The sequence below is a fragment of the Erythrobacter oryzae genome (assembly GCF_030271515.1).
GTDB lineage: Bacteria > Pseudomonadota > Alphaproteobacteria > Sphingomonadales > Sphingomonadaceae > Erythrobacter > Erythrobacter oryzae.
The window spans coordinates 624,746-648,621 of record NZ_JASCXI010000003.1 but is presented as its reverse complement, the minus strand read 5'-3'; the positions used below and the strand labels follow the sequence as shown (position 1 = coordinate 648,621).

Sequence of the window (23,876 nt, the reverse complement as noted above, 5' to 3'; positions counted from 1 at the left end):
GCCGACGGGCTCTGGCGCTAGGGCCTAGTTGATCAGGCAGCGCAGAGCCGCAGCGGCTTGCTCAGCCTCCTTGATCGTCGTTTGCCAACTCGTCACCAGCCGGACCTCGCCGCTCCCGACGCTGCCCCAATCGTAAAACGCGAAGCCTTGTGCCCGCAGCCAGGCCTTCTCCGCATCGCCAAGCTTGACGAATATCTGGTTGGTTTGGGCCGGTGCCGTGAGCAGGGGCTGTGCAGCCCTGGCGATGATCTGTGCGCAGGCATTGGCGTGAGCGGCGTGCTGGTGCCAAACGGCCGGATCAAGCCATGCCAGCCACTGCGCTGCGGCGAAGCGCGATTTGCAGCCGAGTTGCCCGGCGCGCTTGCGGCGATAGGCGAAGTCCTCGGCCATGGCGGGATCGAAGAACACCACCGCCTCGCAGGCATAACCGCCACTCTTGGTCGCGCCGAGACACAGTACGTCGACCCCGGCGCGCCAACTGATGTCAGCTGGCGCGCAACCGAGTGCGACCACGGCATTGGCAAAGCGCGCCCCGTCCATATGGACTTTTAGCCCGGCATCATGCGCCAGGTCCGTCAGCGCGCGCAGTTCATCCAGCGTGTAGACCGTGCCGCGCTCGGTCGCCTGCGTCAGGCTCAGCGCGCGTGGCGGGGCTGAATGGACGCCGGGCGCGTGGGCGGCGAAATGGGCAGCCAGCCTGTCCTCGGACAGCTTGGCATGATCGCCATCCAGCAGATCGAGCTGGGCGCCCGAGAAGAAACCCGTCGCGCCGCATTCGTCACGTTCGATATGCGCTTCGCGGTGGGCGATGATCCGGCCCCACGGAGGGCAGATATGCGCCAACGCCAGCCCGTTGGCCGCCGTCCCGGTGCTGACCGGAAACACTTTCACGCTTGCTTCGAAGAATTCTCCGAAGGCCCCGTCCAGCCGCGCGCTCAGATCATCGCCGCCATAGCCGGCCGCCGTGCCCTCGTTCGCAGCAGCCATCGCTGCGAACAGGGCCGGCGCTATGGCCGCGGTGTTATCGGACCGGAAGTCCATTGCCAGTGATGTCCTTCACGATCCGTCCATCCTTCATGATCACGAGGAAGCTGGTTTCGGGTGTGGTGATCAGCGCCAGATCGCGGGTCGGATCGCCGTCAACGAGAATAAGGTCTGCGAGCGCGCCGGCCTCCACCACCCCGATGCGGCCGGGATAGGGATTGCGCTTGCCCGACATCGCCAGCAATTCGGCATTCTGGCCGGTCGCGATGCGCAGCACCTCGCCGGGCGTGAACCAGGTCGCCAGCTTGGCAAGCTGCCCCCCCTGTCGACTGGCCAGCTTCGGATCGAACAGCGTGTCCGATCCCCATGCGAGCTTCAGCCTGTGCTTCTTGACCAACCCATAAGCATTGTCGGTGCCCTTGATCATCTCCAGCTGCTTGGCGCGGCTCGCCGAGCCTGCCGGGAACGGCACGGCGTCTTCATCGTCGAAGAAGGCCTGCAACACGATCCAGGTGCCCTTGGCGGCCATCAGTTGCGCGGTGGGTTCGTCGATCAGATGCCCATGCTCGACCGACTTCACCCCGGCTTCGACCGCCTGCCGGATCGCACCCGGCGTGTAGGCGTGGACGGTGACATAGGTATCCCAGTTGGCCGCAGCCTCGACCGCCGCGCGCAGTTCCGCCGGGCTGTATTGCGTCACGTCGAGCGGGTCGAAGGGCGAGGCCACCCCGCCGCCCGCCATCAGCTTGATCTGCGTCGCCCCCAGAGCGAGCTGCCGCCGGACTTCCTGCTGCACTTCCTCGGGCGAATCCGCCACCGCGCCGAGCATCTCGGCATGGCCGTGATCGTCGGCGGCGACTTCGTTGGGCATCCGGAAATCGCCATGTCCGCCGGTCTGCGAGATCGACAGGCCCGACGGCCATATGCGCGGCCCCGACACCACACCTTCGTCGATCGCCTGCTTGAGCCCGAACACCGGCCCGCCGGTATCGCGCACGCTGGTAAAGCCGCGCAGCAGCATCTCGTGCGCAGCGCGGGTTGCCACAACATTGAGATAGCCCAGATCGCGGGTCAGGATGCGGCTCTGGGACGGCAGGGTGTAGATCATGTGCGTGTGGGCATCGATCAGCCCCGGCATCAGCGTCCGCCCCGCGCCGTCGATCACCCGCGCATCAGCGGGCAGATCGACCGGAGCCTCACCAATCGCGGCAATGCTGTTACCACGGACCGTGACAGTGGTGGGCGGCGAAAGCGTGGTCGCCTTGCCATCGAACACCCGGACATTGGTGAACACCGTCACGCTCCCGGCAAGCGCCGGCATGGCTCCCCCGAGCCACACCAATGCCGCGAACAGAGGCGCCAGAAGGCGCCGCAACGTCGATTGTGGTATTCTCGAGGTCATTGGCCGAAGCTGACCCTCAGAGTCACCCCATAGGTCTGCGGGTCATTGAATACCGCGCGGGGGAAGCCGAGGAACGAACGGTTGTTGTAGATCTGCTCGGTCACGTCGAAGGCGTTGCGCATCCAGCCAAACAGCGTGACATTGCCGAAATCGAGCCCGGCGCGCAGGTTCACGATCTCCAGCGGCTGGCTGAGATTGACCGGCAGGTTGTCAGGGTTCGAGAACAGCGAGGAGCGATAGTTGTAATCGCCCTGCAGCACCAACTTGGCAAAGCCGAGATCGAAATCGGTCGCCACGCCAAGGTTGAGGTTGTGGCGCGGCGCTTCGGCGGCGGTGTTTCCGTCGAAATCGATGCCGGGTCCGCCGCCATTCTTGAAGCTGTCGAAGGTCGCGTCGTTGTAGCCGTAGTTGGCAAACAGGCGCAGCCAGTCGGTCGGCGCGGCCTCGGCCTCGATCTCGATCCCCTTGCTGGTCAATGCCCCCGCATTCGAGACGTTCAGGGCCGTGCCGCCATTGGCCAGCTGGCGGAAGGTGAAGACCTGATAGTTGTCATGCTTCGACAGGTAGGCCGCTACGTTCAGTCGCAGGCGACGGTCGAACATCTCCGTCTTGAAGCCGGCCTCGAAGGCGTCGACGCTCTCGTCGTCGAAGGCGAAATCAGCGAGCGAGGGCACGAAATCGGCATTCCAGCCGAAGCTCTTGAAGGCGCGGGCATAGCGGACATAGGCCATGCTGTCGTCGTCCACCTTGTAATTCACGCTAACCGTGGGCGAGAAATCGTTCGACGCGCGCTCATCGTTGCGGGTGCCGTTGGCGAACAGGCCGGTCTGGTCGGTGATCGCGAAATTGATCTCCTTTTCCTCGCGCGTAAGGCGCGCGCCGAAGGTGATTTCGAGGCGGTCGGTCGGACGATAATTGGCATGGACGAAGGCCGCCATTGTCTTGGCATCCACCACCGAGCTCTGGCTCACCCGCAAGAACACCGCCGGCGCGCGCGGATTGAGCGCCGGGGCAAAGGCGACCGCCCGGCCGGCGCCTTCGATCTGCTGGTCAAGGTAGAACAGCCCGACGACATAGTCGAAATCGCCGCTGCTGTCGGAGGCATAGCGGATTTCCTGCGAGAAATGCTCGGTGCTTTCCGAGGCCAGTTCGGTCGCGGCGAAGTTGGCGGGCGAGAAATCCTCGTCCACCGATCCGCGGAAGTCGCTGGTACGGAAGGCCGTGATCGAGGTCAGCTTGCCGCCATTGCCGAACCCGTGGTCGATCTGACCCGAGATGCCGCTATATTCGATGACATATTTCTGCGGGTCATTGTGCGCGATCGAGCGCGGGCGCGGTGCGAGTGGATCGGGGGTACGCTCCCCGCCCGCCAGCGCGCGCGACTTGAACTTGGCGGTGTCGGCGGCGAGGTAGATGGTGGTATCGCCAATCTTGAACTGGAGCTGCCCGCGCACGGCGTAATCGTCGCGGTTGTTGTAATCGAGACCGTTGCTGATGTTCTCGACGAAGCCGTCGCGCTTGGCCCAGAAGCCCGAAACCCGCGCCCCGACATTGTCGCTGAAGCCGAGGTTGAGGGTGCCGCGCAGCTGGCGCAGGTCGAAATTGCCGAGCTCGCCTTCGAGATAGCCGCTGTAACCTTCCTGCGGGCGCACGGTGCGCATATTGATCGCGCCCGCCACGGTGTTCTTGCCGAACAGCGTGCCCTGCGGCCCGCGCAGCACTTCGACCGAGGCAAGATCGAGTACCGCCTGGTTGGAGGCAGCCGAGCGGCCGACCCACACGTCATCGACATAGACCCCGATGCGGTTGTCGAAGCCGGGGTTGCGCGACTGGTCGGAAATGCCGCGGATACCGAAGCGCTGGCGCGTCGGGTCGGCCCCGGCCACCACCAACGACGGGGTGGAATATTGCAGCGACTGGATGTTCTGCACCTGCAGGCGCTCTAGGTCTTCGGCAGTGGTCACCGAGATCGCGATCGGCACGTCCTGCACGTTCTGTTCGCGCCGCTGCGAGGTGACGATGATCTCGCCGAGCGGGGCATCGGCCTCGCTTGCCTCTGCGCTGTCCTGAGCGAGCGCCTGCGACGGCAGCAACGCCAGCGCAAGCGCGGCGCTCGACGTCATCGTAGCCAGTCGGACCTTGTGCGGCATGACATTCATTTATCAGTTCCCCTCTGTTTTCTTTTCACAAATCGCGTCACGGCCGGGTGCGGCGTCGCAAAAGGCTGCGACGCCGTCTTTGATTGTGGCGACAACGCGGATGTCCTTGATGGTGGCCGGCGCGACCTTGACTGGGTTGGCCGACAGCACGACCAGATCGGCGCGTTTGCCCGGTGTCAGAGTGCCCTTGCTCGCTTCCTCGAAATGCTGGAACGCACCCCAGATCGTGACCGCCTTCAACGCCTCGTAAGGCGTGAGCCGCTGGTCCGGCCCCAGCACGGCGCCGCTGCGGGTGGTGCGGTTCACGGTTGCATCCACGACCCGCAGCGCATCGGGTGCGATCACGGGGGAGTCATGGTGCGATGTCAGGATCAGCCCCGCCGCCACCGCCTCGCGCGTCGGTGAAATGCGTGCTGCCCGCTCTTCTCCCAGCACCGAGGCGCGATGATAGTCGCCCCAGTAGAAGGTGTGGGCGGCGAAGAAGGACGGGATGCCGTTGAGCATACGCAGACGCGCAACCTGATCGGCGCGCATGGTCTGGGCATGGATGATGACGCTGCGGTGGTCGCGACCTGGAACGAGCGCAAGGCCATGGTCGATCCCGTCAAGGCACTGATCGATCGCGGCATCGCCATTGGCGTGGCACATGATCTGCCAGCCCTTGCTGGCAGCCAGCGCAAACAGCTCGTGCGCGCGGGCATCGGGCATGGCCGGATAGCCCTTGTACCCTTCCTCGGCATGCGGCGGCGCGATGTGATAGGGATGCGTGAGCCAGGCGGTCTTGGCCTGCGGCGATCCGTCGAGCGAGATCTTGACCCCGCCGATGCGGTAGCCGTTCTGATAGCCGCCTGCTGCGGGCGTTGTCATGGCGTCGGCATTCAGCGTGATGTCGGCATAGCTCACCACATCCAGCCGCAACTGCCTGCCCGCCGCCGCACGTTCGAGCGCAGCGGTGATGTTGGCAAAGGCCCGGCCTTCCTGCGCCGTGGTGTACCCGTGGCGGAGATAGAGGTCCTGACCGCGCGCGATCACCAAGGCTTCGGTCGCCGCATCGGTCTTGCCGAGGATGCGGTTGGCCACCGCCAGCAATGCGCCTTCCTCGATCACGCCGTTGGGATTGCCCGCAGCATCGCGCTGGATCACCCCGCCCGGCGGCGCGGGGGTGTCGCGATTGAAGCCCAGCACCTCCAGCGCCTTGCGGTTGAGGCTGGCGATATGCCCAGACTGGTGCAGCATCAGCACCGGGTAGTCGGTGGTGATGCGGTCAAGCACTTGTGCGGTCGGCGGCACGCCTTCGGGCATCAGCGAATGATCGAAGCCGTTGGCCAGCACCCAGCCGAAGGTGGCGATGAACTGGCGGCCCTGCTCGCTTCCCATCCAGGCGCGCGTGGCATCGACCAACGCCTGATGGTCGCGCCCGGGCCCGTCGGGAGCAGGCATGACGTTGGCCATGGAGAACAGCAGGCCGGTGAGATAGAGGTGCCCGTGGCCGTCGATGAAGCCGGGGAGCAGAGCGCGCCCGTGCAAATCCCGGCGCACTGCCCTGGGGTATTGCCGTGCTGCCTCCCTACGCGAACCGGCGAAGACGATCACCCCGTCCTGCTCGACCAGCGCCTCGACATAGGTCGGCTTGTCGCCTTCCATCGTGAGGATATCGCCATTCAGATAGAGGTTCGCGGGCTCGTTACCCCTGCCGCTGTCATCCCCGGCCAGAGCAGGAGACGGGTCACCCAGCCAAGCGCCCAGCGCGACGATCGCCGCGCCAGCCATTACCCACCCTGAGGCCTGCTTGTAGTGTGCCTTCATGTTCTCCCCTGGCTTGATTTCTACGCGGTTGCGATCGGCCATGCTTAGCATTATGCGACAGGCTATGTGCAAAAGACGACAAAATTGCCGCGTGAGGCAGGCGTCGCGATGACATCGCGCCCGGCAATATTTGTCAGCATCGATGCGCTTGCTGGCTGCATCGAGGTTGCGGCAGAGGCGGGCTTCGACATCCTTCCGCACCTGCGCCGACGCAAGATCGATCCCGATCTGATTGCGGGAGAGCACGGGCTGATCGACTATGCCGACATCACCGGGTTGCTGGAGGATGTCGCAGCGGGCGAGAACTGTCCTGATTTCGGCTTCAGGCTCGCCCGGGCGCAACGACCGCTGCAGTTCGGAATGATCAGCCAGACGATCGCCTTCGCGCCCACCGTGGGCCATGCGATCGATACCTTCCTCAAATACCGCGCGCTCTACAGCCAATCAGGGCACTGGGAGTTGCAGAGGCAGGACGGCATTGCCCACTTGCGGCGCTTCTGGAAGGCACCGCAGCGGCGCGAGGGAACGCAGATCGTTGCCTACAACATCACCAAGAGCGTGCAGGCGGTGCGGGCCCTCATCGGCCAGGACTGGAGTCCGATCGGCGTCTACTTCGTCGCGGACAACATCGCTGTGACACCTGCAATGCGCCGCTATTTCAATGCGCCGGTGTTCTTCGGCTCGCAGCTCGACGAGATCGCCTTTCCCGAGGCCGACCTCGCCACTCCGATTCCCACCGGCAACCCCGAATTACTTGCGGTGCTGACGAGCTATCTCGACCGGCTCCTGCCGGATATTTCGCGCCGCGGGCAGATCTCGGCACAAGTGCAGCGGATCCTGCGCACTCGCGTTGGGTCTGCGCCCTGTTCGCTCGAAGATGTCGCCGACGCGCTCGCCATGCATCCGCGCACCTTGCAGCGAGCGCTTGTCGCCGAAGGGGTGACGTTCCGCACGCTCAAGAACGACGCAAGAATGCAGATCGCCCACCAGCTGCTGCAAACAACCCGACTGCAGATCGCCGAGGTCACGTCACTGACCGGATACCGCCACGCCAGCTCCTTCTCGCGCGCCTATCGCCAGACCAACGGGCAACCGCCGCACATGAAGCGGTTGGGGAGTTAACGATACTGAATGCGCCTAGTTCGGCCGCGCTGGAACGGCATATCGCTTGATGTGGCCATGCTGAAAGCAGTTTAACAACGACCTCGAAGTCGCCTGCGGACCACCGGCTCTAGGCGGCCCTCAAGCCGAGGCTAATCGGAAGATCTTGGCAAAACCAGCCATTCGACATGTCAATTTGGACCGGCAGCAAAGTCCCAAGACCTTCCGGCTGCTGCCGACCCAGACCCGGACATTCCTCAGCATCAACGGCGACGTCTGCTTTCGCCGAAAGCGGTCGGGCCGCTTTTGCGATCGACACCCGAACCCGCTGATGATTGAAACTGGGTCGGTTCCGCGAGTGCGGCTTGCCTCGCGGAGCTACTTGATTGCGCGAAACTGGATTGCCTGACCGCCGCCCGGAGCCAGAGTGAGGCCCATCACCGTCGTCGAGGTGACAATCCGCCTGCTGATGGCAACCCGCTCCGGCGCGCTCTTCCAGTTGGCGCCATCGCCGTCGGCATAGATGATCGCCTCGTAACGTCGCCCGGGCGCGAGAAAGGTAAGCGGCAATGCGAGATTGCGGGCTTTCTCGTTCGTCAGCGCGCCCACGAACCAGTCATCGCTATGGCGGTCCTTCCTTGCCGTCACCACATAATCGCCGATGGCGCCTTGCAACGTGACGCTGCGCTCCCAGTCGGTGGGCACCGCGCGGATGAAGGCGAAGGCGGGATTGCCGGCGTAGTTCTCGGGCAGATCCACCGCCATCTGCACCGGGGAATAGAGCACCACGAACAGCGCCAGTTGCTGCGCCAGCGTCGATGGCACGCGATTGAAGGGGCGCTTGGCGCGGTAGTCGAAGCCGAAGACACCGGGTGTGTAATCGAGCGGGCCGGACAGCATTCGTGTGAAGGGCAGGATCGCGACGTGATCGGGCGCATTGCCAGTGTCGGGACTGCCGCCATTGTATTCCTGCCCGCGCGCGCCTTCGCGGCTCATCAGGTTGGGCCAGGTGCGGCGCAGGCCCGTGTCCTTGACGGGCTCATGCGGGAAGATCGCAATCCGGCGCCGCGCCGCGGCCTCGACCACTTGCTGGAAGCTCTCGACCGCATATTGCCCGTCAGGCCATTCGGTCATGTCGAGCCGCGTCCCGACATAGCCGAGCTTGATCGCCGAGACCCCGTAGCGATTGTAGAAGGCCAGCGCCGGATCGAGCTGGGCGAGATAATCACGCACTTGCGCCCCAGTTTCATGGTGCCCGACGATGGCGACGCCCAGCTCCTTCGCGTAGGCTGCGACGGCGTCGATGTCGAAGTCGTCGGCGGTCTCGGTTTGGCTGAACCGGGAGTGGCCATTGAGCCACCACTGCGGCGCGTCCCAGCCCTTGTTCCAGCCTTCGATCAACACGCCCTCGATGCCGTTCGCGGCGGCGAAGTCGATATACTCCTTCGCACGCGCGGTGGTTGCGCCGTGATCGGGACCAGGCTCCCACGTGAAGCGGCCGATGTGCATGCCCCAGAAGATGCCGATGTATTTCATCGGCCTGGCCCAGGACACGTCGCCAAGGCGATTGGGCTCGTTGAGGTTGAGGATCAGGGTCGAATTGGCAAGCTGCGCGGCATCATCTGCCACCAGCACCGCGCGCCACGGGGTCTTAAGCCCACTACGCCCCCGCACCCGGTCGCCGTTCGACCAAGGCGACAGGTCCGCTTGCAGCGTGCGCGTGTTGTCGGCGATCATCCTGAGGTTCATCGAGGCATAATCGACCAGCGCTGCCTCGTGGATGGCCAATGCCACGCCTTCGCCCTCGAGCGTGAAGGGGGTCTGCACCACCGAAACGGCAGACAGGGCCGAGCGGGAATATTCGTATTCGGAGAATTTCTCGCGATAAGCCGGGATCCACCACGCGCGGTAGTTCTGCGCGAAGGCAAACTGGGTCAGCTCGTCGCTGATGACGAAACGCTCGTCGGGCGTTCCGGGCAGGATGTAGCGAAAGCCAAAGCCGTCGTCGAAGACCCGGAACTCGATCCTGAGCTGCCGCCCATCCGCCGCAGCCAAGGTCACCGCAAGATCATTGCTGCGCTCGCGGATCAGGCGCTGCTCGCCCCACGGCTGTTCCCAGGTCGTGTCGCGGGTGGAGCGCTCCGCCTCCTTCAGCGTGAAGCCCCCTTCCAACGGAGCTGCGTCCTTGAAGCGGAAGCCCATCAGCGAGCGATCGATAATCGGCTTTCCGCGAAAGCTTGCGCGGTAGACCGCCTCGCCCCGGTCGACCGCGAACTCGACCGTCAGCCGCCCGTCCGGCGAGGGCACGCTGTGCCATTCCTGGGCCGCGGCCGGCAAGGCGAAAAAAATGGCCGCAGCGGTCAGAACCGCCGCGGCCAAGGTCGAGAAGCTTCGAAAACGCAAATTCACATCGACAGTCCCGATCAGAACTGGAAGGTTACGCCCGCGCGCACCCGCCGGCCGAAGATCGGACGGCCCTGGAAGGCGGCTTCGTCGACGCCGACGATCACCCCCGCGCGCGGGTTGCCTTCCGTCAGGCCCACTGTGTCGAACAGGTTGTTGATCATCACGTCGGCCGAGAGGTTGTCGGTGATGTTCCAGCGCCCGCCGAGGCTGACTTCGGTGAAGGCGGGAAGATCGATCCGGTTCGACACGTCCGCATAGCGCTTGCCAGTGTAGACGACGTTCCCGAACAGGTCGAGTTGGCCATCGAGCAGGTGCAGGATCGGCCGCGCCGAGAAGGTTACCGCCGGCTGGCGCACGATGCGGTTGCCGCTGAAGTCGAACGGCCCGTTGGCGTCGGTCCCCGAAAAGCCGGTGTAGGTGATCGACTGGAGGTTGCCCGACAGGTTGAGCTCGAAGATCTCCACCGGCCGCAGCGCGACTTCCGCTTCCACCCCGTATGAGCGCGCAGCAGCATCAGCCGTCACCACATTGCCCGCCACGATGTTGTTGAACGAGACGTTGGGGAAGTTGTTGTAGAAGGCGGTGACGAAGGCCGAGACCTTGGGCGAGGAATACTTCACGCCCGCTTCGACCAGATCGATCCGGTCTTCCACCGGGTTGCAGCAGTTGAACCACTGCGAGAACTCCGGCGTCACGCGGAAGCTGCGGCTGTAGCGGGCGAAGGCGGCGAGATCGGGACTGAAGGTGTAGTTCGCCCCGGCCGAGAAGGCCCATTGCCCGGTGCTGAAGGTGTAGGGCGTGATCGCCCCGGTCAGCACCGGCACGGCATCGTCGAGGATCGTCGTGGGATCACCGAGGTTGCGGGTTGCCGAACGGGCGATGGTCCCAGTCTTGCTGACGTGGTGATAGCGCACACCCAGATCGATCCGCAGCGCCTGGCTCACCTCGATCGTGTCGGCAAGGTAGACCGCATTGATGGTCACATCGTCGCGGAAGTCCTGAAGGTTGCTGTGGAGCCCAACGATGCCGTTGCGGGTGAGGCCGATGGTGCGGTTGCCCGCCGCATCCAGACCGATCACGTCGATCGAGCGCGGCTGATTGGTCGCCTCGGTCAGCAGGTTGTTCCAGTTCCACTGCTGGCGCTGGTTGAACTGGCTGTAATAGTAGCCGACGGTCAGCGTGTTGGCACCGGTCTTGGCAGTGAAGCTCAGATCGCCGACGAGATTGTCGACATCGACCAGGGTCGAGAACAGGCTCTGGGTCAGCGTCAGCCCGTTGGCGATGTTCGCGGTGGGGATGGCCGCGCCGGTGTTGGCGTCGAAATAGGCCGCGCGCACCGTCGCCGGATTGGCCGCCCGCAGGCGGGTGAGCGAATTGTCGAGGAAGGCCTGCGCGCCCGACACGGAGTCGCTGAACAGCGCGTTGAAATCGACCACGCCGCCGGTGTAGCGGCCCTTGGCGCTGACGCTCAGCCAGTCGTTGAGTTGGTTGTCGAAGGTGACCGTGAAGGTGTCGGTGTCGGTGTGCACCCCATTGCCGAGATCGATCGAGGTCGTGCCGGTGCCGAACAGGTCGGGCACGCTGATGTTGCGGAACGCATTGGAGACGACCGTGCCGTCACCCGCGTCGAGGCCCGGCAGGCCGCGGCTGCGGCTCGCCAGCGGGATCGCGGTGTAGAAGATGTTGTGATCGTTGAGCTTGCGGTAGCCGACATAGATTTCGCCGTCGTCCAGCAGATAGGTCAGGCCGACGCGGAACTGACCGCCGCGGTTGCCGGTGAAGCCGGGGTCGCGCATCCCGTTATTGGCGCGGTAGAACCCGCCGACATTGAACAGCAGCTTGTCGTTGATCGGGCCGGAGAGATTGAAGTCGCCCCGGTAGTGGTCGAAGTCACCCCACTCGAGCTTCACCAGCCCTTCGAGCTCCTCGGTGCCCTTCTTGGTGATGACGTTGAGCACCCCGCCCGGCGCGTTCGAGGCGCGGATCGAGGCCGAACCGCCGCGCACGATCTCGGCGCTGGCGATGGTGGAATCGACCCGGTAGAAGATGTCGGCGTTGGTAAACGCGCCTGCGCCCTCCTCCCACACCGGCAGGCCGTCTTCGAGCACCGGCACGTAGCGGAAGTTGTCGTTGGGAAGCCCGCGCGAATAGACGTTGTTGCCGATTTCGCCGCCCGAAGCCTCGGCGAAGATGCCGGGCGCGGTGGCGTAGACCTCGGCGATGCTGAGCGGCGCCCGTTCGCGCAAATCGTCCTGGTTCAGCGTGGTGATCGCGTAGGACGTCTCGAGCTTTTTGCGGCCGGCGTTGGCACCGGTGACAACGATTTCCGACAGGCCCAGATCGTCGCTGGACGCGGCATCGTCCGGTGCGGAATCGGTCGAAGCCTGCTGTGCGTAAGCCGGTGCGGCAAGAGCAAGGAGCGCAGCGCTGGAGAGCGCGGCAATGCGCGTGGAAACTTTCATGACACCCCTCATTGCGTGACAGGCGACTCATTTTCGGCCGCCTTGGTGAGGGGCTTTTCGCTGATCTCTGCAATCGTTTGCAATAATTTTATGCAATGGCGAGATCAGTTGCACACCTCGCCAGTCGCAGAATGTTCATATCAAATTGATATAACTGCTTTTTTGTGAGTTCTGGGCAGCAGCTGATCTCACTTTTTGCATAAGATTCTTGCAGGTAAATCCGCAACTGCGCCTCATGCTCCGCACGATCCTCGGATGATGAGCTCGGTCGGCAGGCGTTCGGAGGTGGCGCGGTGGCCATCCATCATTCGCAGCACCTTCGACACCAGCATGTTGCCCGCCTTGATCACGTCCTGTCGGACGGTGCTCAGCTGCGGGCTGGAGAAGGAAGCGACATCGATGTCGTCATAGCCGATCACGGCCACATCCTCGGGCACCCGTCGTCCATAGCGCTGAAGGGCCTGTATCGCCCCCAGCGCGATGATGTCCGAAGCGGCGACGATCGCATCGAAGACAACGCCCCGCTCGATCAGGTTCTCGACCGAATCCGCCCCCTCGTAACGGCTCGACAGCGGCGTCTGGACGATCTCCGGATCGTAACTCAGCCCCTCCGATGCGAGCGCCGCCTTGTAGCCTTCCACCCGCTGCGCGATCTGCGAGAGCGCAGTGCGCGCCTCGGCGATGGGGGGCATCGAGCCGAAAAAGGCCACGCGCTTGCGGCCGGTGCGGATCATGTGGCGGGTCGCGCGGAACCCGCCGTCGAAATTGTCGGTGCCGACCGAGCAATACTTCTGGTCCTCGGTCTCGACGCCCCACACCACCATCGGCACATGGGTCGCGGCGAGACGGTTCAGCGTATCGTGGAACTGCGACTGGCCGAAGAAGATGAACCCGCGATAGGGCGCCTCCTTGACGAACTCGGCGAGGCTCTGATCGTCATGCGGGGTCTGCCAGCAAATCGAGAAATCGCGGCGGCGTTCGCGGAGGGCAGCACCGATGCCGCCGAGCAACGTGAGCTCGAACGGGTTGCCCAATTGGCCGCCGAGCCCCAATGCAACCGGCAGCACGACGCAGACCTGCTCCGCCAGACCCCGCTGGCCGGGTGCGGCCTTGCGCGCACGCTGGAGCGGCTGATACCCCATGCGCGCCGCGACCTGCACCACCGATGCGCGGGTTTCCTCGCTGATCGCGGTATTTCCGGCAATCGCGCGCGAGACCGTGGCCGTCGACAAGCCCAGCTCGGCAGCAATATCCTTGAGAGTGAACTTGCGGGTTTCTGCTTCGTCCATCCCGTCCTCCGTGCCCCGCCTTTTGCAATTGCAGACAAAGTTATGCAACTTGCAAGATCAGGGGGTGGACGCACGCGGACTGCCGGCACAGATGATGGCTGCAACAACGCAGAGCAGCCCGGCCATCAGCAAGGCGTTGTCGGGCGAACCGGGAGAAAGCCACCCGATGACCGCGCCCGCCGCGAAGCCCATGACGAGCTGCGGGGCGACGATGAAGACGTTCATCAGGCCGATGGCGGTGCCTGCTTCGCTGCGGGCGACCAGCGTGCTTGCCAGCACGAAAGGCGCGCTGATCAGCGATGCATAGGCAATGCCAATCAAGCCCGCGCAGGCGATCAGCATCGCCGGCGCTCCCGCGACCGCCACGCCGGCGAAACCCGCTCCGCCCACCATCAGCGCACCAGCATGGACGGCGGTCACGCCGTAGCGGTCGAACAGGCGCGGAAGAACGAAGGCGAACAGCCCTGCAACGCCGTTGTAGGTGGCAAACATCACACCCACCCAATCCGCGCCCGCGCCATATCGCGGATCTTGGACGCTCGAAGCGCCGAAGACCCCCATCGCCACGATCGGCGTTGCATAGACCCAGAACAGGTAAAGCGCGGCCCAGGCGAAGAACTGCATCGCCGCGATCCGCCGGAACGGTGCCAGCATCGCAAGGGACGAGCGGACCCGGGCTGCCAACAGCACCCGTTTCCGCGCGCGTTCGGCGACGGCAATGCCGAACCGGGCATAATCCTCGCGGCCATGTTCGCGGATGCTAAGCACCGTGCCGCCCACCGACAGGGCTAGGCACCCCGCGGCGAGCAGGAAGGCAATGCGGATCGATTCCGGCGTCGCAGCCGCCGCGCTGATGTTGGCAACCCCAGCGAGGCTCAGCAGCTTGGGGGTCATTGCGCCGAGAAACGCACCCAGTCCGATGAACACGGTCTGCATGGCGAAGCCGCGGCCCTGCTGATGCAACGGCATCGTGTCGCCCACCAGCGCGCGATAGGGTGCATTGAGCGCGTTCATCGCGACCTCGAGCAGCCAGACCATGGCAATCGCCCATGCCAGGCTCGGCGCATAGGCAATGCCGACGAGTGCGCCCACAGCCATCGCGCCCGAACCCATGATCCAGGGCCGCCGCCGTCCCCAGCGGGTCCAGGTAAAGTCGCTCCAACGCCCCACAAGAGGCTGGACCACGAGCCCTGCGACGGGGCCCGCCAGCCACAAGAAGGCCAGGTCATCGACCCCGGCGCCGAAGGTCTGGTAGAGTCGGCTGAGACTGGCGCTTTCGATCCCGAAGGTAATCTGCAGCCCGAGATAGCCCATGCTCAGACTGAGCAGGCGCGAGTTCGTGAGAGCTGGCAGCTGCCCCTTAGACGTCATCAGTTCACTTGCGCCCCGCACATCGCCCCGTCCGCGTTCCAACTGATTGCGCAAAGGCAAGCCTGACATTCAAGCGGAAAGAACTTCGTAGCGGCACGCGATCCTTGGAATGGCCGGAACCGGGCCGGTTGCTGCATTTCGGCCTCCTGCAGAACCCAAGCCGAAGCCGACTGACCGATAATGGCGAAATCGGTCATTCAAGCACGCAGGAACAACTGGCAGAAATGTCCCAGAACCGGCAATTTGAGACCCGCTGGTCCCCTGCGCGGGGCGATCCTAGGGTCAACGTGTTCAAACTCCGATTTTCTGGTCGAGTTGGGGGCTGGGCTCTAGCTGAAAAGTCCGAAACTTAAGCACACCGTACGCGACAGGTCGCAATTTTACCACTCTGATTCAAAACCCGAAAACGGCAAAAATGGATGTGGCAGCTTCTCAATCAAATCCAACTTGCCAATCGAATCCGATGAACTGGACGCTATATCGCTGAAAAATCGTCACAACTGTATCAAGGTTGGCTATCCGAATCTGATTGACGATTCCCACCTTCGAATCCGAACCGGACTGTCCCAAGTTTTCCACATGCATCCAGCAAGTTTAGGGCGCCGGTTGGGGGCCAAGAAAATTCAACGTTCATAAATTTCTTCTCGATTTTAGATAGATATGCCAACTTTTGGCTTCCCGCTACCCGCTCCAGCCCCCTTCCCCAAACGTCCGGATCTTTCACAAAACCCTCTGAATTTCAGAGGGCTTTTTCTGCCTGTTCAGCACCCCGGCGCGCCTGCCGGTCGAGCAGCTGGGCCGTGTGCTGCATGAGGTCTGTTCGGAGCGCGTCGACAATGCAGTCCTTGAAGGTCAGCTCCGGATCAGTACCGGCTTCATATGTCCCTCGGCGAGCACGGCCGGCGCTTCGTCGAACGGGGCAATGCAGGATATGACCGGAGCCGGGTCGACGAGGCCTTGCGCCACCCATTCCAGCGCCTCGGCAACATTCGGGCCGCCGCGTCCCCGGCCGGTGTAGAAGCGCACGCCGCGTTGATACATCTCGAACAGCGGCATGGAGACATCGCCGAAATGCCCGCCGACCGAGGAAACGATGCCCTCGGGCGAAACCGAGCGCAGGGCGCATAGCAGGGACGCCTGATCGGCGCTCGCATCGACCACGATCGGAAAGGCTCCGGCGCGGCGCGGCGGCGGGCCTTCGACGACATCGGCGCCGTAGCGCGATGCGATCTCGAGGCGGGTGCGGTCGGTATCGCGGTATTCGACCCGCGTCGCGCCGCCCGCCAGCGCGAACATCACGGCATAGAGCGCAATCGAGCCGCAACCGCCCATCACCAGCACCTCCGCACCCGGAGCCTCGGCGAGATGGGGGATCGTGAACTCCCAGGCGAAAGGGAGATTATCGCCCGCACTGGCAACGATGGCCGGATTTACCCCGGCGGGCAGCCGGGTGAGCGCGACATCCGCCTCGACCACACGCAGCAGATCGCTGAACATCCCGCCCCAGTCGCCAAGCCCCGGCAGTCCGTACATCGCGCCCGGCTGATGCGTGAGGCAGGCATTGGGGAGGCGTGTGGTGCAGTGGTGGCAATGTCCGCAGGAGATATGCCAGTTCACCACCACCCGGTCGCCCGCGCGAAAGCAGGTAACCGCCTCGCCCACCGCGACCACCTCGGCGACACATTCGTGGCCGATGGCAAAGGGCCCGCGGAACGGGGTCTCGCCGCGGATGATCAGCCGGTCGAGATCGCAGGTGGTCGCGGCAATGGGCCGAACCAGCGCATCAGTGGAGTCGATAATGCGCGGTTCGGCCCGCTCGCGCCAGGCGAGCTGGCCTGGCGCGAGGAACATCAGCTCACGCACCGACCAGCACCCATGTCCGCGCGTGGTCTGCACCACACGAGGCAGCGGCGGCGCCGATGGCTCCGATCAGGCGGGCCAGGGAAGCGGTATCCTCCGCCGTGACGGAGGATACCGTCACGAGCGCCGGGAAAGGGGTCGGCCCTCCCGCCAGCGCCACCTGTGGGAGCGCGAGCGCGGCGGTGGCCGCCGCGCTGCCCGCAAGGACGGCACGGCGGGACACCCCAGTTTCAGGCACGGCCGCGCTCATCCGCGCGGCGCCAGCGCGGCCTTCATCTGCTCGAGCGTCAGCGCCCGACCAGCCATGCCCCAGCCACCGTCGGGCACTTCGTTGATGTGCACCCATGTGAACTGGCGGACGGCGGGAACACCCTCGGCCTCGACGCAGGCATCGGTGACCTTGGCGACCATGAGGCTCTTTTGCTCCTGCGAGAGCGAGCCGGCGGGGATGGAAATCTGGACGAGCGGCATGGATGTGATCCTTTTTTTGCGGAGCCACAATACTATGGCAATCACCATACTATGATGATCGCCATAGATTCGTCAAGCGCCCTGTGCTAGGCCCCTGCCATGCCCCGCACCTCCGATGCCCGCGACAAGGCGCTTGCCACCGCCGAAGACCTGTTCCGCCGCCAGGGCTTTGCCGCGACGGGGCTTGCGCAGATCATCGAGGAGAGCGGGTCGCCCAAGGGATCGTTCTATTTCCACTTCAAAGGCGGCAAGGATCAGCTCGCCGCCGAAATCGCGGAGCGCTTTGCCGCGCGCGGGGTGGCGGCGATCGCTGCTGCGGCAGCAGCGACGCCGGGGGATGCGACAGGCTTCGTCCGGCTGCTCTGCGCCGGCTTCGCGCAGGAAATGCGCGCGAGCGATTTCACTCTGGGCTGCGCCTTGCAGAACATCGCGACCGAGAGAGCGCCGGGCGATCCGCACCTGACCGCGCTGGTCAATGCGGGGCTGGAGGCGTGGGTGGAAGGCGTCTCCACCCACTTCGCGGCTTGCGGCGTCGCCACGCCGCGCCCTCTGGCAGAAGCGCTCATCGCCGCCCTCGAAGGGGCGCGCACCCTCGCAAGGGCAAGCCGGAGCGATGCGGTCTACTCGGCCATTGCCGAAAGTTTCGCAGCATCGCTCCGTTCCCCTCTGGGCGGCGACTGAGCCTCAGAAGGTGAAGAACACCCCCACCCCGCCGCTCAGCTGATCGGCGCTGCCGCCCGAGGTCACCACCGGGCTGTCGGCAAAGTCGCCCAGCAGGCGGCGATAGCCGGCGGTCGCGGCGATGCCCCAGTTGTCGCCGATGCGGTAGCTGGCGGTGACCTGCGCGCCCACGTCCTTGAGGCCGCCCTCGGCGGCGAACTGCGGCAGCCCGCTGGCGGAAGCACCCGCCGGAGTGACCGCAAAATAGGTCTCGGCATAATCGTCGCTGGCGTAGCTTGCGCCGAGATCGAACAGCAGGTTAAGCCGCTCGCCGACGGGTGCGGCATAGGTCGCGCTAGCGGTGATGACGTAGCCGCCGTGGACGTCGCTCACATCGTGCACGACCTGCACCGCGAGCCGCAGGCTGTCGTTCCCCGCAAGGCCGAAGGTCTTCGCGGCGAAGGCGCCGACTTCATAGGCATCCTTGATCCGGCCGAGAGCGGCAACGGTAGCGTTCTTGATGTCGGCATCGCGGCCGAAGGTGAAGTTGGCGACGGGGCCGAACTCGAACCCTTCGGCGGCGATCACATTGGCCCTAATCGCGGTGCCCTGGATCGCGACGTAGCGTTCCCCGAAAGTGACCCTGCCGTCGACGAGAGGGAGGATCTGGTAGTCATCCGCGCCCTCGTAATCGGGCACGGCGGCAATCCCGAGGGTGGCGTAGCCGGAGACGTCATTGCTGTCCGAAGTCTCGTCCTGGGCGAAAGCTGCCGAGGGCAGAGCGAGGGCGAGGATCGGGGCGAGGCGGGAGAGAGAGGCAGTCTTCATGGCATTGTCCTTGTGTTGTGCGACGGCGAGAGGAAGCCTGGCGCGGGCCGTCGCGGCCGCACCTTGGCGGGGTGAAAAACGCGGAAAATTCAGGTGGAATGCGGGCGGTCAGCCGCGGCGCAGCAGCCCGAGGCCGGTGGCGATCAGCCAGACGGTGAGGCCGAGAAATCCGGCGATGGTCAGGAGCGCGAAGGTCTCGCCATCGCGGCCCAGCGCCAGCATCAGTCCCTCGCCTGTCCCCAGCACCAGTAGCGGAGCGGTCAGCAAGCCGAGGGCGGCGGCGGTGCGGCGCCCTTCGCGCCACTGGATAATCGCCAGCAGAGCGACGAACAGGGCAGTCAGGAGCTGGCCGAGATGCTCGCCGATCGCCGCCCCGCCATAGGCATGGATCACGGCGAAGGCATGCCCGGCGACGGCTGCGTCGGTCGGAGCGCCCGATACCGCCGTCCGCGCGAGCTCGGGGACGACGAACACCCAGCGCATCAAACCGATGGCCTGCGTCAGACCGGCAAGCGCGCCGACCAGCGCCGCACTGGCCGCCAGCGCCGGCTGTTCCGCCAATCGCCGCGGCGTGATCGCAAGACCGACAGAGAGAGGCGTCAGGGCCAGCGCAGCCAGTGCAAAGGCATACCAGGTCAACACCAGCCCCGCGCCGCCCTCGCCAAACCGCGCAAGCACCTCGGCGGGTGGGTGGCGCAGGATCGCGGGGTAATCGAAACTGGCGGCGAGCAGCGCGTAAGGCAGGTTGAACAGGATCGCGAGCGCGATGGTGGCAGTGCCGAGGGCGGGACGAGCGGGAGTCATGGCTGGCGCACCAGATGAGCAAGCCGCCGGTCTGTGCCGGTCAGGCGCGCGGCCCAGCCGAGCAGCCCGAGCAGTGCATTCTGCAAGCCGCGCGGCACGCCGACCATCACCAGATTGCCGTAACCGAGCAGCAGCCCGATCGCGCGGGGATCGCGCGGCATCCCCGCTGCCGTGGTCTCGCCCGCTGCGGCGAGCGCATACATCCCGCGCAGAAAGGTCTCGAGCCCCTCGCCCTCGTCGGCGGTGGTGAGGAAGGTGACCGGCGCGTCGCCGGGATTGCGGAAGCCGTGCGGGGTGCCCGGAGGGATGGCGATGGCCTCCCCTGCCCGCAGCAGGATCCTCCGGCCGTTCGCGAGGCTCACTTCCAGCACGCCCGATTCGACCGCGAAGGTTTCGGTCATGGTGTCATGCTTGTGGAGCGGGGCGCCCTCGCCGCGGGGCGGGAGGGTGCAGCGGAAGCGCAGCTCGGCCCCGTCACCCGACAGGGGCGAGGCGAGAAAGGTGATCCGGTCCCTTGTCACAGGGTTGCGTATGTCGGTGGGAAGCCGGGGTGAAGGATGCGTTGGCATAGTTTGTCTCCAAGTGGTGACAAAGCGGATATCACCGACTGGTGACATGAGCAAGCATTTTTGTCACCGACCGGTGATTTAACTCTGGAAACCGGGGGGCGATGCGCTTAGGTAGGAAGGATGACAGTGCCCGCCTCAACCTCTTCCTCCTCTTCTCAGGCAGCCCCTGACCGCGGGCGTGATCGCTCGCGGACGGAGGAGGCGATCATCTCGGCCGCCCGCGATGTGCTTGTCGAGAAAGGCTTCGGCGCCTGGGGGGTGAATGCGATCGCGCGGGCTGCCGGTTGCGACAAGCAGCTGATCTACCGCTATTTCGGCGGCCTCGATGGCCTTGCCGAGGCGCTCGGCACCGACGTCGCGCGCGCCATCGAGGAGGCGCTTTCGGCTACCCCGGGCCCGGCAGCGACGAACTATGCCGAGCTGGTCGCGGGGCTGCTCGAAACCCTGGTGGATGTCCTCAGAGCCAATCCCCTGATGCAGCGCATCATCGCCTGGGAGTTGTCGGAGCCGAATGCGCTCACCCGGTCCTTCGCCCAGGCCCGCAGCCGCGCCCTTGCCGACTGGATCGCGCGGCTGCGCGGCGACATCGCCCCTCCCCCGGGCATCGACGCTCCCGCCACCAACGCCGTCCTGATCGCGGCAGTGCAACAGATGGTGCTTGCCGGCGCGGCGACGGGAGGTTTCGCGGGCCTTCCCTTGCGCGATCCGGCGGACTGGGAGCGGGTGCGGCTCGCCATCCGCGCGATGGCCGTGGCGGTCTACTCCGAGAGGCCAGAGGGCGAGGATCGGCCCTGATTCGCGATGCAGCGGCGATGATGACTGCTGCTAACAGCGTCGCGTTAACCCACCCGTTCAGCCCACGCCACCCGGCGCCACGGGCCGCCATACTCCGTGCCCCCGAAAGGAAAGCACGTGGTCAACGCCAGCAGCGGGCGGGACGGATCGAGCGGGTAGGCGAAGCTGTCCCAGCGCACCGTCTCGAAGCGGATGACGCGGTAGCGCTCGGTCACGCCGTTCACCAGTTGCAGGTTCACATCGTCGCCAACGCGCAGGTCGCGAATGAACAGGAAGTGCGTGTCGCGGTGGGCTGCCATGACCGTCACCGGGTTGGCAACGTCGGTCCGGGCGATCATGGCCGGGCCGCTGGCGAGCTCATCGTGGGTGCCCTTTCCGGCAAGCACGATGACATCGATCCCGAGCCGCCGGGCCACGATCCGCGCGACCGGCCCGTTGCCGGGCAGAGCAGGGACGGCCCTTGCTCCGGACGGGCCCCTCGGCAAAAGGGCCGAAGCGGCCGGCGCGGATTGCCCGGTCGCCTTCAACCGCAATTCGAACATTTCACGCAGGCGGTGCTGCGCGAGCTTCGCCCCGATCGGAACCGCAGCACCTCCGGCAAGGCTGGTCGTCCCGCCGACGCACAGCGCGAGCGAGGCGGCGGCGATGATGAAGCGCATCACTGGCGGGACTCCCTCGAGCCCCGGCGCAGCGCGACGATGAGACCCAGAAGGCCCAGCGCCAGCATCGCGAGCCCGCGCTGGAGCGCGCCGAGGAAGCCGGTCGCGGTTTGCGGCAGGTCCATCTCCTGCTCCATCTCGGGAAGGCCCGCAGCATCGGCCGCAGCAGGCGCGCCCTTGCCCAGCAGCGCATCGAAGTTCCAGCCCTTCGGCAGCATCAGCGGCAGGTCTTCACTGGTGAGGCGCGCGCCTTTCGCGCGGGCCGGGGTCTCGTCGACCGCCACCAGGCTGGTCTGCGTGGTCACCAGGTCGAAGGCCAAGCCCAGCTGCGCGATGGCTTCGTCCGCGGCGTCCTCCTCGATCTGCCCGGACCAGCGCTGCGCCTCGACGTCGGCGATGCTGCGGCTCGCCCAGAGCCGGGCGACCGCCGGGCTGTCGGTTGCCGCGCCCAGATCGATGCGCTGGCTCCAGCGCCGGTTGCCGATCATGCCGCTGACGACCAGGACGCCATCCAGCTTGTCCCCCTTGCCCAGCAGCACCAGCGGCTCGCCGGCGTAGAGATCAGGCAGGGCGCGGGGCACGAGAACGAGCGGCGTGCCTTCCACGCGCACCACCAGATCGTGCACAGCGGGCGCCTTGAGCCGGTCGAGCAGCGCGGTCATCTTCGCCAGCACCTCGTCGCCATCGCCGATGTTGGTGTAGGTGCCGCGTCCGGCTTCGGCCATCCGGCGCATGAGGTAGTTGTTCGGGGCCGAGCCGATGCCGACGGTGAACACCCGGCTGCGACCGCCGTGCGCGGCGATTTCGGCCATCATGTCCGCCTCGTTCGAGAGGTCTCCGTCGGTGAGGAAGATGATCTGGCGCACGCCCTTGCCGGCCGGGTCGGCATCGACCAGCGCCGCCTGGAGCGCGGGCAGCATCTCGGTTCCCCCCGAGGCCTCGAGCCCGGTGGTGAACTTGCGCGCCAGCGCCACCTGCTCGGCGCTCGCGTGCATCGGGCGATCGAACAGCTGGGTCAGCGTGTCGTCGAAGCGGATCACGTTGAAGGTGTCCTGCGGCCGCAGGGTGCCGAGTGCGTGGAGCAGGCTCTGCTTGGCGGCCTCCATCGAGCTGCCGCTCATCGAGCCGCTGTTGTCGATCACGAAGATCATTTCCCGCGCAGGCACGGCGGCGGGCCGGATATCGGTCTGCGGGGTGATCGTCGCCATCACGTAGTTCTGGCCGCCCAGCGCCTGGCGAAACAGGCTGAGGGTGGGGTCGGCACTCGCCGAGCGCCAGCGCAGTTCGAAATCGCGGTCGGCCGGCTCCTCGCCCGCCGCCAGCGTGACCGCGCGCGCGGCCGGCCCCGCATCGACCACGCTGATGCGGTGATAGGGGCTGACGATGTTGGCGGGCACGAAGCCCGGGGCGAGGTTGATGGTGATCGAAACCGGGTTGAGCGATGCCCCCTCGGGTGCCAGTGGGGCGGTGATGCGGTCGGCATCGCGGCGCCCGCCAGCCGTCGCGAGGCTGCTCGGCGGAACGTAGCGCGGGCCGACGACCAGCGGCAGACGCATCGCGTATTCGCCGCCCAGCTGGCGCACCGGGGCCTGGTATTCGATCGCGATCAGCACCGTCTCGCCCGGGCCGATATTCGCGACATTGGTGCGGAAGAGGTTCGGCCGGTCGGCTTCGACAAGGCCGCTGCGCTGCCCTTGCGCCTTGGCGCGCTCGTAGATGTCGCGCGCCTCGGCGCGGCGCTTGATCCGCCCGACGATCACGCGCTGACCGACGACCATCTTGAGCGTGTCCACCGCTCCGTCGTCGGGCAGCGGATAGAGATAGGTGGCCTCCATCCAGTCCTTGCTGGTGTTGCGGAAGGCCTGCGTCATGCGCACCCGCATGACCGGACCGTTCACCGTCACATCGATGTCGGTGCCGAGCCGCACAGCGGGCAGCGCCGCCCGCGCGCCATCCTTCGCGCCGCGCGCTTCGAGCAGGAGCGCTCCGCCCGCGGCGGGATCGTCAGCCTCGGCCGCACGGGCCTGGGCTGCGGCCATCCCGCTCAGCAACAGGCCGACAAGGCCGATTGCAGCAAGCGCTGTCCGCAGGTGCGTTGCGGAGGAAATCGCGTGGCGGGGGTCGTGACGCATCGGCATGGCAAAGGCTCCGTCTTCTCGTGGAGCCTTTCCGCTAGACAGGCGTGATGCCGCACCGCCACGCGAAAGCTTTGCCAATGTCGGCCGCGTCGCTGCGGCCGGTGGCTGAAAG

General features: G+C 65.6%; 18 protein-coding genes. 3 read left to right on the top strand and 15 right to left on the bottom strand.

Translation table 11 applies throughout. From position 1 onward, the window contains the following. Window positions 1–24 precede the first annotated feature (24 nt). The 4 genes from PFX90_RS12045 to PFX90_RS12030 all read right to left on the bottom strand — a co-directional run bounded on the left by PFX90_RS12045 (window position 25) and on the right by PFX90_RS12030 (window position 6,351). Window positions 25–1,041: a threonine aldolase family protein gene (locus tag PFX90_RS12045; protein ID WP_285712722.1), complete on the bottom strand. Its 1,017-nt coding sequence runs from the start codon at window positions 1,039–1,041 to the stop codon at window positions 25–27. Continuing rightward, window positions 1,022–2,305: a metal-dependent hydrolase family protein gene (locus PFX90_RS12040; protein ID WP_285712721.1), complete on the bottom strand. Its 1,284-nt coding sequence runs from the start codon at window positions 2,303–2,305 to the stop codon at window positions 1,022–1,024. The genes PFX90_RS12045 and PFX90_RS12040 overlap by 20 nt, the downstream gene beginning before the upstream one ends. Before the next feature lie 77 nt (window positions 2,306–2,382). After that, the gene (locus PFX90_RS12035) at window positions 2,383–4,536 is read right to left on the bottom strand and encodes a TonB-dependent receptor (RefSeq protein WP_285712720.1); all 2,154 of its coding nucleotides are present in this window, start codon (window positions 4,534–4,536) and stop codon (window positions 2,383–2,385) included. Window positions 4,537–4,548: 12 nt separating this feature from the next. Next, entirely contained in the window at window positions 4,549–6,351 is a 1,803-nt protein-coding gene (locus tag PFX90_RS12030) for an amidohydrolase (protein ID WP_285712719.1), read from the bottom strand. 108 nt (window positions 6,352–6,459) lie between these two features. Here PFX90_RS12030 and PFX90_RS12025 point away from each other — a divergent pair, with 108 nt between their 5' ends. Then, window positions 6,460–7,473 (top strand): AraC family transcriptional regulator, encoded by a 1,014-nt coding sequence (locus tag PFX90_RS12025; protein WP_285712718.1) that lies wholly within the window; start codon window positions 6,460–6,462, stop codon window positions 7,471–7,473. 357 nt (window positions 7,474–7,830) lie between these two features. On the opposite strand, the gene PFX90_RS12020 is transcribed toward PFX90_RS12025, so the two are convergent. The 6 genes from PFX90_RS12020 to PFX90_RS11995 form a co-directional block, all read right to left on the bottom strand. Next, a complete protein-coding gene (locus PFX90_RS12020) occupies window positions 7,831–9,789 on the bottom strand; it encodes a glycoside hydrolase family 97 protein (protein WP_285712717.1) in 1,959 nt (652 codons plus the stop codon). An 86-nt stretch (window positions 9,790–9,875) separates the two neighbouring features. Further along, on the bottom strand, window positions 9,876–12,320 hold the full coding sequence (locus PFX90_RS12015) for a TonB-dependent receptor (RefSeq protein WP_285712716.1): 2,445 nt from the start codon (window positions 12,318–12,320) through the stop codon (window positions 9,876–9,878). A gap of 233 nt (window positions 12,321–12,553) precedes the next feature. Further along, window positions 12,554–13,609, bottom strand: coding sequence for a LacI family DNA-binding transcriptional regulator (locus tag PFX90_RS12010; RefSeq protein WP_285712715.1), 1,056 nt, complete (start codon window positions 13,607–13,609; stop codon window positions 12,554–12,556). A gap of 57 nt (window positions 13,610–13,666) precedes the next feature. Then, on the bottom strand, window positions 13,667–14,923 hold the full coding sequence (locus PFX90_RS12005; RefSeq protein WP_285712714.1) for an MFS transporter: 1,257 nt from the start codon (window positions 14,921–14,923) through the stop codon (window positions 13,667–13,669). Window positions 14,924–15,832: 909 nt separating this feature from the next. Next, window positions 15,833–16,843, bottom strand: coding sequence for a zinc-dependent alcohol dehydrogenase (locus tag PFX90_RS12000; protein WP_285712713.1), 1,011 nt, complete (start codon window positions 16,841–16,843; stop codon window positions 15,833–15,835). A 243-nt stretch (window positions 16,844–17,086) separates the two neighbouring features. Then, a complete protein-coding gene (locus tag PFX90_RS11995; protein ID WP_285712712.1) occupies window positions 17,087–17,311 on the bottom strand; it encodes a tautomerase family protein in 225 nt (74 codons plus the stop codon). 99 nt (window positions 17,312–17,410) lie between these two features. On the opposite strand from PFX90_RS11995, the gene PFX90_RS11990 reads away from it, so the two are divergent. Then, window positions 17,411–17,992, top strand: a complete 582-nt coding sequence (locus PFX90_RS11990) for a TetR/AcrR family transcriptional regulator (RefSeq protein WP_285712710.1) — start codon at window positions 17,411–17,413, stop codon at window positions 17,990–17,992. Between the two features lie 3 nt (window positions 17,993–17,995). On the opposite strand, the gene PFX90_RS11985 is transcribed toward PFX90_RS11990, so the two are convergent. From PFX90_RS11985 to PFX90_RS11975, 3 genes are all read right to left on the bottom strand, one after another. Next, complete coding sequence (locus tag PFX90_RS11985) at window positions 17,996–18,799, bottom strand: MipA/OmpV family protein (protein ID WP_285712709.1); 804 nt, start codon at window positions 18,797–18,799, stop codon at window positions 17,996–17,998. A gap of 108 nt (window positions 18,800–18,907) precedes the next feature. Next, complete coding sequence (locus tag PFX90_RS11980; protein WP_285712708.1) at window positions 18,908–19,603, bottom strand: DUF4386 family protein; 696 nt, start codon at window positions 19,601–19,603, stop codon at window positions 18,908–18,910. Next, on the bottom strand, window positions 19,600–20,124 hold the full coding sequence (locus PFX90_RS11975) for a cupin domain-containing protein (protein ID WP_285712707.1): 525 nt from the start codon (window positions 20,122–20,124) through the stop codon (window positions 19,600–19,602). Before PFX90_RS11975 ends, PFX90_RS11980 begins: the two co-directional genes overlap by 4 nt. A gap of 174 nt (window positions 20,125–20,298) precedes the next feature. Here PFX90_RS11975 and PFX90_RS11970 point away from each other — a divergent pair, with 174 nt between their 5' ends. Then, on the top strand, window positions 20,299–20,967 hold the full coding sequence (locus PFX90_RS11970; protein WP_285712706.1) for a TetR/AcrR family transcriptional regulator: 669 nt from the start codon (window positions 20,299–20,301) through the stop codon (window positions 20,965–20,967). A 44-nt stretch (window positions 20,968–21,011) separates the two neighbouring features. Here PFX90_RS11970 and PFX90_RS11965 read toward each other — a convergent pair whose 3' ends face one another. After that, on the bottom strand, window positions 21,012–21,626 hold the full coding sequence (locus PFX90_RS11965) for a class D sortase (protein WP_285712854.1): 615 nt from the start codon (window positions 21,624–21,626) through the stop codon (window positions 21,012–21,014). Beyond that, window positions 21,626–23,764 carry a marine proteobacterial sortase target protein gene (locus PFX90_RS11960; RefSeq protein ID WP_285712704.1) on the bottom strand — a complete coding sequence of 713 codons (2,139 nt, stop codon included), beginning with the start codon at window positions 23,762–23,764 and terminating at the stop codon, window positions 21,626–21,628. Before PFX90_RS11960 ends, PFX90_RS11965 begins: the two co-directional genes overlap by 1 nt. Window positions 23,765–23,876: the final 112 nt, after the last annotated feature.

Coding starts and splice junctions, on each gene's coding strand:
- PFX90_RS12045 (WP_285712722.1), bottom strand. CDS start 1,041: ATGGACTTCCGGTCCGATAACACCGCGGCCATAGCGCCGGCCCTGTTC.
- PFX90_RS12040 (WP_285712721.1), bottom strand. CDS start 2,305: ATGCCGGCGCTTGCCGGGAGCGTGACGGTGTTCACCAATGTCCGGGTG.
- PFX90_RS12035 (WP_285712720.1), bottom strand. CDS start 4,536: ATGCCGCACAAGGTCCGACTGGCTACGATGACGTCGAGCGCCGCGCTT.
- PFX90_RS12030 (WP_285712719.1), bottom strand. CDS start 6,351: ATGAAGGCACACTACAAGCAGGCCTCAGGGTGGGTAATGGCTGGCGCG.
- PFX90_RS12025 (WP_285712718.1), top strand. CDS start 6,460: ATGACATCGCGCCCGGCAATATTTGTCAGCATCGATGCGCTTGCTGGC.
- PFX90_RS12015 (WP_285712716.1), bottom strand. CDS start 12,320: ATGAAAGTTTCCACGCGCATTGCCGCGCTCTCCAGCGCTGCGCTCCTT.
- PFX90_RS12010 (WP_285712715.1), bottom strand. CDS start 13,609: ATGGACGAAGCAGAAACCCGCAAGTTCACTCTCAAGGATATTGCTGCC.
- PFX90_RS12005 (WP_285712714.1), bottom strand. CDS start 14,923: ATGGGCTATCTCGGGCTGCAGATTACCTTCGGGATCGAAAGCGCCAGT.
- PFX90_RS11995 (WP_285712712.1), bottom strand. CDS start 17,311: ATGCCGCTCGTCCAGATTTCCATCCCCGCCGGCTCGCTCTCGCAGGAG.
- PFX90_RS11990 (WP_285712710.1), top strand. CDS start 17,411: ATGCCCCGCACCTCCGATGCCCGCGACAAGGCGCTTGCCACCGCCGAA.
- PFX90_RS11985 (WP_285712709.1), bottom strand. CDS start 18,799: ATGAAGACTGCCTCTCTCTCCCGCCTCGCCCCGATCCTCGCCCTCGCT.
- PFX90_RS11980 (WP_285712708.1), bottom strand. CDS start 19,603: ATGACTCCCGCTCGTCCCGCCCTCGGCACTGCCACCATCGCGCTCGCG.
- PFX90_RS11965 (WP_285712854.1), bottom strand. CDS start 21,626: ATGCGCTTCATCATCGCCGCCGCCTCGCTCGCGCTGTGCGTCGGCGGG.
- PFX90_RS11960 (WP_285712704.1), bottom strand. CDS start 23,764: ATGCCGATGCGTCACGACCCCCGCCACGCGATTTCCTCCGCAACGCAC.